The sequence below is a fragment of the Cupriavidus sp. DB3 genome (assembly GCF_020418465.1).
Taxonomy (GTDB): Bacteria; Pseudomonadota; Gammaproteobacteria; order Burkholderiales; family Burkholderiaceae; genus Cupriavidus; species Cupriavidus cauae.
In genome coordinates this window covers 186,668-199,420 of the sequence record NZ_JAIZPL010000008.1, presented here as the reverse complement: position 1 = coordinate 199,420, position 12,753 = coordinate 186,668, and the positions used below count along the sequence as shown (strand labels likewise).

General features: G+C 67.2%; 13 protein-coding genes. 11 read left to right on the top strand and 2 right to left on the bottom strand.

The window, feature by feature from the left end; genetic code table 11:
- The first annotated feature begins 76 nt into the window (after window positions 1-76).
- From flgB to flgL, 11 genes are all read left to right on the top strand, one after another.
- Window positions 77-484: a flagellar basal body rod protein FlgB gene (gene flgB / locus K7G19_RS23230; protein ID WP_149319460.1), complete on the top strand. Its 408-nt coding sequence runs from the start codon at window positions 77-79 to the stop codon at window positions 482-484.
- Window positions 485-491: 7 nt separating this feature from the next.
- Complete coding sequence (gene flgC, locus K7G19_RS23225) at window positions 492-899, top strand: flagellar basal body rod protein FlgC (protein WP_006579133.1); 408 nt, start codon at window positions 492-494, stop codon at window positions 897-899.
- 43 nt (window positions 900-942) lie between these two features.
- Entirely contained in the window at window positions 943-1,605 is a 663-nt protein-coding gene (flgD, locus tag K7G19_RS23220) for a flagellar hook assembly protein FlgD (RefSeq protein WP_149319461.1), read from the top strand.
- Window positions 1,606-1,695: 90 nt separating this feature from the next.
- Complete coding sequence (gene flgE / locus K7G19_RS23215) at window positions 1,696-2,913, top strand: flagellar hook protein FlgE (protein ID WP_226109385.1); 1,218 nt, start codon at window positions 1,696-1,698, stop codon at window positions 2,911-2,913.
- Window positions 2,914-2,996: 83 nt separating this feature from the next.
- Window positions 2,997-3,740, top strand: a complete 744-nt coding sequence (gene flgF, locus K7G19_RS23210) for a flagellar basal-body rod protein FlgF (protein WP_226109383.1) — start codon at window positions 2,997-2,999, stop codon at window positions 3,738-3,740.
- Window positions 3,741-3,825: 85 nt separating this feature from the next.
- The gene (gene flgG, locus K7G19_RS23205; RefSeq protein WP_023264122.1) at window positions 3,826-4,611 is read left to right on the top strand and encodes a flagellar basal-body rod protein FlgG; all 786 of its coding nucleotides are present in this window, start codon (window positions 3,826-3,828) and stop codon (window positions 4,609-4,611) included.
- Between the two features lie 11 nt (window positions 4,612-4,622).
- Window positions 4,623-5,312 (top strand): flagellar basal body L-ring protein FlgH, encoded by a 690-nt coding sequence (flgH, locus tag K7G19_RS23200; protein WP_226109422.1) that lies wholly within the window; start codon window positions 4,623-4,625, stop codon window positions 5,310-5,312.
- Between the two features lie 8 nt (window positions 5,313-5,320).
- Window positions 5,321-6,502, top strand: coding sequence for a flagellar basal body P-ring protein FlgI (locus K7G19_RS23195; protein WP_223819819.1), 1,182 nt, complete (start codon window positions 5,321-5,323; stop codon window positions 6,500-6,502).
- Between the two features lie 16 nt (window positions 6,503-6,518).
- Window positions 6,519-7,523, top strand: coding sequence for a flagellar assembly peptidoglycan hydrolase FlgJ (flgJ, locus tag K7G19_RS23190; protein ID WP_149319463.1), 1,005 nt, complete (start codon window positions 6,519-6,521; stop codon window positions 7,521-7,523).
- A gap of 230 nt (window positions 7,524-7,753) precedes the next feature.
- The gene (gene flgK, locus K7G19_RS23185; protein ID WP_226109381.1) at window positions 7,754-9,649 is read left to right on the top strand and encodes a flagellar hook-associated protein FlgK; all 1,896 of its coding nucleotides are present in this window, start codon (window positions 7,754-7,756) and stop codon (window positions 9,647-9,649) included.
- 34 nt (window positions 9,650-9,683) lie between these two features.
- On the top strand, window positions 9,684-10,910 hold the full coding sequence (gene flgL / locus K7G19_RS23180; RefSeq protein ID WP_226109380.1) for a flagellar hook-associated protein FlgL: 1,227 nt from the start codon (window positions 9,684-9,686) through the stop codon (window positions 10,908-10,910).
- 123 nt (window positions 10,911-11,033) lie between these two features.
- Here the strand turns inward: flgL and K7G19_RS23175 are convergent, their stop codons facing one another.
- Window positions 11,034-12,161, bottom strand: coding sequence for a cation diffusion facilitator family transporter (locus K7G19_RS23175; RefSeq protein ID WP_226109379.1), 1,128 nt, complete (start codon window positions 12,159-12,161; stop codon window positions 11,034-11,036).
- 219 nt (window positions 12,162-12,380) lie between these two features.
- Entirely contained in the window at window positions 12,381-12,635 is a 255-nt protein-coding gene (locus tag K7G19_RS23170) for a hypothetical protein (protein ID WP_223819817.1), read from the bottom strand.
- Window positions 12,636-12,753: the final 118 nt, after the last annotated feature.

Here is a 12,753-nt window from a genome sequence, read left to right as displayed (position 1 = left end):
CTCACGCCCTTGCCGACGCAGGGGCGCGTGGTTTCGTCACACGTTCCTCGATAGCGAGAGATAGCGAGATACGGACATGATCGACAGACTCGATGCGTCGTTCCGTTTCCAGCAGGAAGCGTTGAACTTGCGCAATCAGCGGCAATCGGTAATCGCCGCCAATATCGCCAATGCCGATACGCCGGGCTTCAAGGCCCGCGACTTCGACTTTGCCAGCCAGCTGTCCGAATCGGTCGAGCGGGGGCGGCAGGCCAACGGCGTGTCGCTGTCGACCACGTCGACGCGCCATCTGCCGGGCCAGGCCTCGGTCGCCAGCGAGTTCGAACTGGCGTACCGCATTCCGATGCAATCGAGCATCGACGGCAACACCGTCGAAATGGACACCGAGCGGGTGGCCTTCGCCGACAACGCGGTCAAGTACGAGTTCGGCCTGACGGTGATGAACGCGAAGATCAAGGGCATGTTGTCCGCCATCCAGTCGTGAGGAAACCATGCCGGCAATGAATATCTTCGACGTGACGGGCTCGGCGATGGCCGCGCAGTCGCAGCGCATGAACGTCACGGCCTCGAACCTGGCCAACGCGGACAGCGCGGTGGCGCCCAACGGCCAGCCGTATCGCGCCAAGCAGGTCGTGTTCGGCCTCGCGCCGACGCCGGGCCAGGCCGATATCGGCGGCGTGCAGGTGCGTGGCGTGATGGAAGATCCGTCGCCGCCCCGCATGGTGCACAACCCCACCCATCCGCTGGCCAATGCCGACGGCTATGTGGTGATGCCCAACGTCAATCCGGTGGAGGAGATGGTCAACATGATTTCGGCGTCGCGGTCCTACCAGGCCAACGTCGAGGTGTTGAACTCCGCCAAGAACATGATGCTCAAGACGCTGACCATCGGTCAGTGATTCCGCCATATCAACGGGACCAACCGGACCAACGGGACCAACGATGACCACCACGCCACCCGTCAGCAACAACAACAGCGCGTCGAATCAGCTGGCCAACAGCGCGTCCAGCGCCGCGGACCTGCAGAACAACTTCCTGAAGATGCTCGTCACGCAGATGAACAACCAGGATCCGCTCAAGCCGATGGACAACTCGCAGCTGACCTCGCAGCTCGCGCAGATCAGCACGGTCAGCAGCATGCAGACGATGAACGCGACGCTGGGCCAGCTGCTGGCCCAGGTGAGCGCCGGCCGTGCGATGGACTCGGCCGCGCTGATCGGCCGCACGGTGATGGTACCGGGCAAGGAAGTCGCGGTTTCCGGCGGCAAGCCGAGCCAGTTCGGCATCGACCTGCCGGCCACCGCCGACGCGGTCACCGTCGACGTGCTCGACAAGGACGGCAACGTGGTGCGCACCATCGACCTGAAGGGCCAGACCGCCGGCGTGCACGACGTGACCTGGGACGGCAAGAACAACGCCGGCGGCACCGTGCCGGACGGCGAATACACGTTCAAGGTCAGCGCGACCGCGGACGGCAAGAGCGTGGAGCCGGTGGCGCTCGTCTACGGCAAGGTGCAGGCCATCAGCGGCGACGCCAATGGCGTGCTGGTCGATATCGGCGGCGGTCATACCGCGCTGGTCGACGACGTCCGCAAGATTCTTTAATCGGTAATCGGTATTCAACAGAACGCCAGCGCGGCGGTGCCATCGGCGCCGGCGCGGGCAACTTCGTACGACGCGTAACAAGGGGAAATCATGGGTTTCGGTCAAGGAGTCAGCGGCATCAATGCCGCGGCACAGAATCTGGACGTGATCGGCAACAACATCGCCAACGCGAACACCGTCGGCTTCAAGCAATCGACCGCGCAGTTCGCCGACGTGTACGCCGGCTCGAAGGTCGGCCTGGGCACGCGCGTGAACTCGGTGGTGCAGTCGTTCACGCAGGGCAATATCGAGGCGAGCGGCCGCTCGCTTGACGTGGCCATCACCGGCGGCAACGGCTTCTTCCGCATGGTCGGCACCGACGGCTCGGTCTTCTTCTCGCGCAACGGCCAGTTCCTGCGCACCGACGACGGGCGCATCACCAATGCGCAGGGCCTGCAGCTGACCGGCTACCCCGCCGGCGTGCAGCCGGGCGGCGGCGTGCAGCCGCAACCGCTGGTGGTGTCGAACGCCCAGATGCCGCCGAAGGCCACCGACCGCATCACCGCGCAGTACAACCTGGACTCGCGCGGCACCGCGCCGACCGTGCCGTTCGCCACCTCGGCCGGCAACCCGCCGGCTGCGGCGATGTTCAACTACAGCAGCACCATCGAAGTGTTCGACTCGCTGGGCAACGCGCAGCAGGTCACGGCCTACTTCCGCAAGGGCGCCACCGACGCGACCGGCACCGACTGGCAGGTCTACGTGACCGACGCCACCGGCGCGCAGCTGTCGGGTCCGAACGCGATGCGCTTCGACCTGAACGGCGCGCTGGTCACGCCGGCGCCGGGCGCGACGATTCCGGTGACCGTGCCCGCCGCCGGCGGCGCCGCCGCGATGAACATCCAGCTGGATCTGGCCGGCACCACGCAGTTCGGCGACGACAACGATCCGAAGTCGATCGTGCAGAACGGCTATACCACGGGCGCGCTGCTGGGCTTCTCGATCGAAGCCGACGGCACCATCCTGGGCAGCTACTCGAACGAGGAAACCCAGGCGCTGGGCCAGGTCGTGATGGCTTCGTTCGGCAACGTCGAAGGGCTGAAGCCCGAAGGCGACAACGTCTGGAGCGCCACCGGCGCCTCGGGCCAGCCGCTGCTCGGCTCGCCGGGCGGCAGCATGGGCCAGCTGCAATCGAACGCGGTCGAGGCTTCGAACGTCGACCTGTCCGGCCAGCTGGTCAACCTGATCATTGCCCAGCGCAACTACCAGGCCAACGCGCAGACCATCCAGGCGCAGGACCAGGTGCTGCAGACGCTGGTCAACATCTGATCGGCATGATCGGCATGATCGGCATCACCGCGCAACCACGGAAAGCCGCAGCAGTGGCCGCAAGCATTGGATAGGAATCGCAGATGGACCGCCTGATCTACACCGCCCTGTCGGGCGCCAAACAGACGCTGGACCAGCAAGCCGCGGTGGCCAACAACCTGGCCAACGTGTCGACCACGGGCTTTCGCGCGCAGGTCAACATGTTCCGCGCGGTGCCGGTGGTCGGGCAGGAGACGCCCACCCGCGCCTTCACGCTGGCCAGCACACCTGGCGCCGACATGAAGGCCGGGCCGCTGACCTATACCGAGCGTCCGCTCGATATCGCGATCAAGGGCAACGGCTGGCTGGCGGTGCAGGGGCGCGACGGCGCGGAGGGTTATACCCGCGCCGGCTCGCTGCAGGTGGGCCCGGACGGCCAGCTGCTGACCTCGAACGGCCTGCAGGTGCTCGGCGACGGCGGCCCGATCGCGGTGCCGCCCGGCTCGACGGTGACCATCGGCAGCGACGGCACCATCACCGCGCGCGGCCCCGGCGAGACCGCCAATGGCCTCGCGCAGGTGGGCCGGCTGCGGCTGGTCAATCCGCCGCCCGATGCGATCGCGCGCGGCGACGACGGCCTGTTCCGGCTGCGGCCGGGCGCCGCGCCGCTGGAGACCGACCAGACCGTGCGCGTGATCGCCGGCGCGCTGGAAGGCAGCAACGTCAATCCGGTCGAGGCGATGGTCGACATGATCGCCAACGCGCGCCGCTTCGAGATGCAGATCAAGATGATCCAGGGCGCCGACGCCAACGAGCAGCGCGCCAACGCGCTGCTGTCGAACCGCTGATCGCCCGCCCTGAGCGCCCACGCCAGGCGCCCACCAATGAATCGACAGGGCACGCCGCCGCGCGTGCCCGCCACCAAGGAACACCATGAACCGCTCTCTCTGGATTGCGAAGACCGGCCTCGATGCGCAGCAGACGCAGATGGACGTGATCTCGAACAACCTGGCCAACGTGTCGACCACGGGCTTCAAGCGCAGCCGCGCGGTGTTCGAGGAACTGATGTACCAGACCATCCGCCAGCCGGGCGCGCTGTCGTCCGACCAGACCACGCTGCCGTCGGGCCTGCAGCTCGGTACCGGCGTGCGTCCGGTCGCCACCGAGCGCATCCACACGCAGGGCAATCCGCAGCAGACCGGCAATGCCAAGGACGTGGCCATCATCGGCCAGGGCTTCTTCCAGGTCACGCTGCCGGACGGCACCACCGCGTACACCCGCGACGGCTCGTTCCAGGTCGATCAGAACGGCCAGCTGGTGACCGCCAGCGGCTTCGTGATCGAGCCGGCCATCGCCATCCCGGCCAACTCGACCTCGCTGACGATCGCGCGTGACGGCACCGTGTCGGTGACGCAACCGGGCAATGCGAACAACGTGCAGGTTGGCCAGCTGCAACTGGCGACCTTCATGAACCCGACCGGTCTGGAAAGCCTGGGCGAGAACCTGTACGTGCAGACCGACGCGTCCGGCGCACCGAACCCGACCGTGCCCGGCCTGAACGGCGCCGGCATTCTGCAGCAGAACTACGTCGAAGCGTCGAACGTCAACGTGGTCGAGGAGCTGGTCAGCATGATCCAGACCCAGCGCGCCTACGAAATCAACAGCAAGGCCGTACAGACGTCCGACCAGATGCTGCAACGCCTGACTCAACTGGGTTGAACATGAACGCCATGCTGTTCCGTCTGGGCCGGTCGGCCTGCCGTCTGGCCTGCATTCTCGGGCCGCTGCTGGCCACCGGCTGCGCGCTGGTGCCGCGCGAGCCGCTGGTGCAGATGCCGACCACGGCCCGGGCCGAGCAGCGGCCGACGATCGCGCCGACCGGCTCGATCTATCAGAACTCCTACGCCGGCAACCCGCTGTTCGAGGATCGCCGCCCGCGCAATGTCGGCGACATCCTGACCATCGTGATCAGCGAGAACGTCAACGCGTCGAAGAACTCGGGCACCAACGCCTCGCGCACCAGCAACGCGGCGCTGGCCTTCGACGCGGTGCCCCGCGCGCTCGGCGGCCTGTTCGGCGCCAGCCAGAACGCCAACATGAGCGGCGAGAACGGGATCCGCTCCAGCGGCGGTTCCAGCGCGGCCAATACCTTCAACGGCACCATTACGGTCACCGTGATCGAGGTGCTGGCCAACGGCAACCTGGTGGTCTCCGGCGAGAAGCAGATGGCCATCAACCAGGGCGCGGAATTCATCCGCTTCTCGGGCGTGGTCAATCCCCGCACGATCACCGGCGACAACGCGGTGCCGTCGACCCAGGTGGCCGACGCGCGCATCGAATACACCGCCAAGGGCTATATCGACGAAGCGCAGAACATGGGTTGGCTGCAGCGCTTCTTCCTCAACGTTTCACCGTTCTGAATCGCGTCATGTCTTTGCGCCTGGCTGTTTGCCTCCGCGGTAGTTTCCGCTCAAGCCGTCCCGGCATCTCGACGCCGGGCTTCCTGCCGCTGCTCGCGCTGGCGCTTGCGCTCGCGCTCGGCCTGCTGCTGCCGGCAGGCGCGGCCCATGCCGAGCGCCTGAAGAACCTGGCCACCATCCAGGGCGTGCGCGACAACCCGCTGGTCGGCTACGGCCTGGTGGTCGGTCTGGACAACACCGGCGACCAGACCATGCAGACGCCGTTCACCACGCAGAGCCTGAGCAACATGCTGTCGCAGCTGGGCATCACGTTGCCGGCCGGCCGCAACATGCAGCTCAAGAACGTGGCCGCGGTGATGGTGACCGCGACGCTGCCGCCGTTCGCGCAGCCGGGCAGCCAGATCGACATCGTGGTGTCGTCGATGGGCAATGCCAAGAGCCTGCGCGGCGGCACGCTGTTGATGACGCCGCTCAAGGGCGCCGACGGCCAGGTCTATGCGATCGCGCAGGGCAATCTGCTGGTCGGCGGCGCGGGCGCGTCCGCCAACGGCAGCAAGGTGCAGATCAACCAGCTGGCGGTCGGTCGCATCGCCAACGGCGCCATCGTCGAACGCGCGGTGCCGGCGTTCCAGGCGGACAACGGCGTGCTGACGCTCGAGCTCAAGAGCTCGGACTACGGCACCGCCGAGCGCGTGGTCGAGGCGATCAACCGCAACCTGGGCGGCGGCGTGGCGAGCGCGCTCGACGCGCGCGTGGTGCAGGTGCGCGTGCCGCAGGCCTCGTCGCAGCGCGTGGCGATGCTGGCGCGCATCGAGAACATCGACGTCACGCCGGCCCGTGCCGCGGCCAAGGTCATCCTGAACGCCCGCACCGGCTCGATCGTGATGAACCAGGACGTCACCGTGCAGGACTGCGCGATCGCGCACGGCAACCTGTCGGTGGTCATCAATACGCAGCCGGTGATCAGCCAGCCGGCGCCGTTCAGCGGCGGCGAAACCGTGGTGGCGCCGGTCTCCGAGATCAACCTGAAGCGCGACGGCGGCTCGCTGCAGCTGGTGCGCGCCGGCGCCTCGCTGTCGGCGGTGGTGCGCGGCCTGAACTCGCTGGGCGCGACACCGGCCGATCTGCAGACCATCCTGGAAGCGATGCGGGCGGCGGGCGCGCTGCGCGCCGAGCTCGAAATCATCTGATCGCACGGGCCATCGCATGAGCCAACCGATCCACGCTCAAGCCGATCTGTCGCAGCGCTTCGCGCTCGACACGCAGGGATTCGAAGCGCTGAAGCAGAGCGCGCGCGACGGCAGCGCCGACACGCTGAAGGCGGCCGCCAGGCAGTTCGAGGCCGTCTTCACGCAGATGGTGCTCAAGAGCATGCGCGAGGCGACGCCGCAGGACGGACTGTTCGACAACGAGCAGACCAAGCTATATATGTCGATGCTGGACCAGCAGCTGGCCCAGCACCTGTCGTCCAAGGGCATTGGCCTGGCCGAAGTCATGGCGCGCCAGCTGGCGCGTGCCAGCGGCCAGCCGCTGCCGCCGGAGGCCACCGCCGCCAGCCGCATGGACGAGGTGGCCGGCACGCTCGGTCCTCTGCTGGACGGACGCAGCACCGCAGCCGCCGGCGACGACGAGCAGGTGCCGCGCGCCGGCACCGTGGTGCCCGGCGGCAACTGGAATCCCACCGCCGGCCTGCGCCAGTACCAGGCGCAGCAGACCGGCCAGTGGCAGGGCGGCGCGGCGATGCCCGAGGACACGCCCGCCCATATCAGCGCCTTCGTCAGCCGCATGGCCGGGCCCGCGGTAACCGCCTCGCGCGCCAGCGGCGTGCCGGCACGGCTGATCCTTGGCCAGGCCGCGCTCGAATCCGGCTGGGGCCGCCGCGAGATCACGCATGCGGACGGCAGCACGACCCACAATGTGTTCGGCATCAAGGCCGGTGCGAACTGGAAGGGTCCGGTTGCCGAGATCACCACCACCGAATACGTCGACGGCCAGCCGCAGAAGATCAAGGCGAAGTTCCGCGCCTATGGCTCGTACGAGGAAGCCTTCTCCGACTACGCGCGGCTGCTCGCCAACAACCCGCGCTATGCCGGCGTGGTATCGGCCGGCTCCGCCGAGGAAGCCGCCCACGGCCTGCAGCGCGCCGGCTATGCCACCGATCCCGAGTACGGCGCCAAGCTGGTCCGGATCATGAAGAAGGTGCCGGTCTAAGGCCGGCTGCCGGTGCCCGGCCGAAGGCCACCACCGGTTCTCGCCGCTCTCCCGTCCGCGGGAGAGCGGCGGGGGAGAGGGCAAGTGACGGCCGCTGTGCCGCCAGGTCCAAAAAGCAAGCCCCGATCCCTAAAGTCCGCCGCCAAAACTGCCGTTACCACCCTCATCCACCGCCACGGTCGCGACTGCATCGCGCGGCCATGGCGACCAACAGAATCCGGGGCTAGTGCATGTCTCTCTTCAATATCGGCCTGTCCGGCCTGAACACGGCACAGAACGCGCTGACGACCATCGGCCACAACGTCAGCAACGCGGCGACCGCCGGTTACACGCGCCAGAACACCATCATCGCCTCGTCGGGCGGGCAGTACACCAGCCAGGGCTTCTTCGGCCAGGGCTCGACCACCACCACGGTGATGCGGGTCTACGATGAATTCCTGACCAGCCAGCTGCGCAGCGCCGAAACGTCGAGCGCCCATCTGGCGACGTACTCGGAACAGATCAGCCAGATCGACAGCCTGCTGGCCGACCAGAAGGGCGGCATCGCGCCGCTGATGCAGAAATTCTTCGCCGCGGTGCAGGGCGTGGCCGACAAGCCGGGCGATACCGCGGTGCGCCAGAACATGCTGAACGCCGCTCAGTCGCTGGCCGGCCAGCTGCGTTCCGCGGCCTCGTACTTCCAGAACCAGCAGGAAGGCATCAACAGCGAGATCCAGAGCTCGGTCACGCAGGTGAACGCCTATGCCAAGCAGATCGCCTCGTTGAACAGCGAAATCGCCAAGGCCACCGCGGCCAGCGGCGGCCAACCCCCCAACGACCTGCTGGACCAGCGCGACGAGGTCATCGCGCAGATGAACAAGGTCGTCGGCGTCAAGGTGGTCGCGCAGGACGGCGGCAGCTACAACGTGTTCGTCGGCAACGGCCAGCCGCTGGTGGTCGGCGCCAACTCGTACGACCTGAAGGCCGTGCGTTCGTCGGCCGACCCGTCGCGCATGGGCATCGCCTATACGCTGCCGGACGGTACCGCGATCGAGATGGATGACACGCTCTTCAGCGGCGGCAGCATCGGCGGCCTGATGCAGTTCCGCAGCGAGACGCTCGACGCCGCGCAAAACGCGATCGGCCGCCTGTCGCTGGCGATCGGCCAGACCTTCAACGCGCAGCACCGCCTCGGCATGGACCTGAAGGGCCAGATCGGCGGCGACATGTTCGCGCTGGGCTCGCCGACGGTGATCGGCAACACCCGCAATACCGGCACCGGTACCGTTGCCGCCACGATTGCCGATGCGACCGCGCTGACCACCAGCGACTACACGGTGACGTACGACGGCACCAGCTACAGCCTGGTGCGGATGTCCGACAACGAGGTGGTCGCCAGCGGCGCCGGCCCGACCTTCACGGCCGACGGCCTGAGCATCACGGTCGGCGGCACCATGGGCGCCGGCGACAGCTTCCAGATCCAGCCGACCCGCAATGTCGCGGGTTCGTTCGACCTGATCATCACCGATCCCGCCAAGGTCGCCGCCGCCTCGCCGGTGCTGGCCGAAAGCAGCGCCTCCAATGTCGGCACGGGCACCGCCAAGGTCAGCAACGTCGCGCAGGGCTTCAACGTGCCGCCCTCGAAGATCGTCGCGACCTTCGACGGCACCGCCTATACGTTCGCCGACGCCGCCGGCAATCCGGTGACGCCGGACGCCGGCCCGGTGACCAACGGCAGCGCGGTCGAATATACGTTCGACGGCGTGACGGTCAGCTTCGACGGCGCGCCCAAGGTCGGCGACAGCTTCACCATCGGCTCCAATGTCGGCGGCTCGTCCGACAACGGCAATGCGCTGGTGCTGGCCAAGCTGCAGACCGCCAAGACCATCAACGGCGTGTCGAGCTTCAATGACGCCTACGCCCAGCTGGTCAACGACATCGGCAGCCGCACCAAGTCGATCAATATCGCATCGACCTCGCAGAACAGCATCACGACGCAGGTGCGTACCGCCCAACAGTCGGTCTCCGGCGTCAACATGGACGAGGAAACCGTCAACCTGCTGCGCTTCCAGCAGCTCTATCAGGCGAGCGCCCAGGTGATCCAGACCGCCTCGTCGCTGTTCGACGCCATCATCAATATCCGCTGACGGGCCGCCCGCCTACCGAGACCAGGAAACCATCATGCGTGTCGCCACTTCCACGTTCTACCAGCTCGGCCTGTCCGCGATGAACGGCCAGCAGTCCTCGCTGCTGCACGTGCAGCAGCAGCTCGGCACCGGCCGCCGTGTGCTGAACCCGTCCGACGATCCGATCGCCGCCACGCGCGCACTGGGCGTGGCGCAGGCCGGCGCCGTCAACGAGCAGTACGCGACCTCGCGCACCCAGGCCAACATCAGCCTGGCGCTTGAGGAAAAGACGTTGCAAAGCGTGATCACCACGATCCAGAACGTGCAGACGCTGATCGTCTCCGGCGGCAACGGCACCATCAGCAACGCCGACCGGGCGTCGATCGCGGCCGAACTGCAGAGCTACTACGAGCAGCTGCTGGGCCTGGCCAATGCCGACGACGGCAACGGCCAGTACCTGTTTGCCGGCTTCAAGTCGGGCACGCCGCCGTTCGCCGCCAATGGCGGCACGGTGCAATACGTCGGCGACACCGGTTCCCAGCTGCTGCAGGTCGACGTCGCCCGTCAGATGGCGGCCGGCGATAACGGCCGCGATGTGTTCCTCAGCGTCACGGGCTCGGCCGACTACGTGATGACCGCCGACGGTGGCAACACCGGCACGGCGCTCTACGGCGCGCTGTCGGTGACCGACCCGACCGACCCGCTGTACGGCCACGCGTTCTCGATCGACTTCACCGTCGACGGCAGCGGCAATACCACTTACACCGTCACCGACAACAGCGCCGTGCCCCCCACGGCCATCGTGCCCGCGACCCCGTACGTCGCCGGCGATGCGATCCAGTTCGGCGGCGTGTCGTTCACCGTCAAGGGCGCGCCGGCCAACGGCGACTCGATGACGCTGGCCCCGGCCAAGCAGGCCGGCACCGACATCTTCGCCAACATCAAGGCGGCCATCGATGCGCTGAAGCAGCCGGTGACCACAGAAGCCGATCGCGCGCGGCTGGACAACGCCCTGGCGACCGCCAACCGCAAGATGTCCAACTCGCTCGACAACGTGCTGACGGTACGCGCGTCGGTCGGCTCGCGGATGCAGGAACTCGATGCGCTCGACACCATCGGGGCCAATCGCGACCTGAACTACGAGCAGACGCTGTCGGGATTGCAGGATCTGGACTATGCGTCGGCCATTGCCGAGTACTACCAGCGCCAGACGGCGCTGCAGGCGGCGCAGCAGTCGTTCATGCAGATTCAGGGGATGAATCTGTTCAACTATCTGCGGTAAGGGCAGGGACCATCCGTCCGGGGTGGTCCTCTTGCACGACAGGTGGGGCTGGCATCAGACCAGCACCTTTTGCATCACGCCCTGCTCACGCCCCACACGCCCCACACGCCCCACACGCCCCACTCACGTGCCGGACGGCCCGCCCGCGGGCGCCTGCTCGCCGGGGCGTTGCGCGGCCACCGACATCAGGCGCGCCTCGATATAGATGCGCCTGACCGCAGGGTAGCGAGCGCGGATCTGCCGCTCGACCCGCTCCACCGCACGCGCCATGTCGTCGCGGCCGGCGTCGGCCATGAACTGCACATCGAGCGTGACCAGTACGTCGTCGGGGCCAAAATGCATGGTCAGCGGCCTGCCTGCACGTTCAATGCACGGATCCTCCTGCGCGAGACGCTGGATTCCCAGCGCCATCTCCCGGTTCACGCCCTCGCCGACCAGCAGGCTGCGGCTCTCCACCACCAGCACCGTCGCGACGCCGGCCAGGAGCACGCCGATCGCCACTGATGCCGCGCCGTCGAGGACTGGCATGTTCCAGCGATGACTGGCGTATACGCCGAGCGCGGCGAGCACCAGGCCCGCCAGCGCGGCCGCATCCTCGGCGAGCACGGTGACGGTGGTGGGGTCCTTGCTTGCGCGCAGGGCGGTCCAGAACGGCACGTCGCCCTTTTCCCGCTGGAACTGGCGCAACGCAATGCCGAAGCTGATGCCTTCGAACACCGCGGCGCTGGCGAGTACGACGTAGTTCCAGTGCGGGTCGCGCAACGGCTCCGGATCCATCATGTGCAGGACGCCCTCGTACGCCGAGATGCCGCCGCCGACGCCGAAGATCAGCACCGCCACGATCAAGCTCCAGAAGTACAGTTCCTTGCCGTAGCCGAACGGATGCTGCGGATCGGCGGCGCGGCGGCTGCGCGCAATCCCGATCAGCAGCAGGACCTCGTTGCCGGTGTCGACCGTGGAGTGAATGGCTTCCGAGATCATTGCCGAGCTTCCCGTGACGCCGGCCACGATGAACTTCGTGATCGCGATGGCGGAATTGGCCGCGATCGCTCCATAAATGGCGACGGGAGATTTCGCGGATTTGCCCGTTGACGACGGCGCGAGGTCGCGAGGCGGGGAGTCCTTGTAGCCGATCATGGTGCCCATTTGCCAATTGACCATTTGCCCATTGCTCGGCGGCGCATTCGCGATGATGCCGCCGCTCGGTGTGCGAAGGTGGTCGTCCACCCTGATGAATGGGTCGTGATGCAACAGGCGTTCCCGAGCGGCCCTTGGCCTGCCGGTGCGGCACAGAGCGGGGCGGCACCGACTCAAGGCCGTCCGCCGCCCGGTAAATTGTTCTTGTTGCGATGTAAAACGTACGTCGGGGCAGGGCCTGCCCGTGTTCCGCGCGCCAGGATGACGGGCGGACATCTTCGACTTGCGCCGGTATTGCGCCCTGCGCGCAGGCCGGCGCCCCGCGGTTGATAGTCAGCTGGCTGCCTTTTCCTTGCGATGGGACTTCGCCTTTTGCACGGCATGGTGCGACCGCTTGTGCTTCGCCTTCGCGGTCTTGGTGGCATGGTCTTTCGTTGCAGCCGGCGCAGCGGGCTTTGCTGGCGTGGCCGGGCTGGCAGGCGTGGCTGGTGTCGCCGGGGATGCCGCCTGAGCCTGGACCGTGCCAGAAACCAGGAAGGACATGGCGGCGGCGAATACTGCCAGTTTGCCGATGGACGGAATGCGCATGACGTCTTCTCCTTGGTCGAAGGGAGAACTGCAATACGAAACGGCCGACAGCGTCGGCTTTCGGATGTCGCGGGGAAGCGCCACGGGCACCGCCCACGCGCTCCGTCCCGCTTCGATG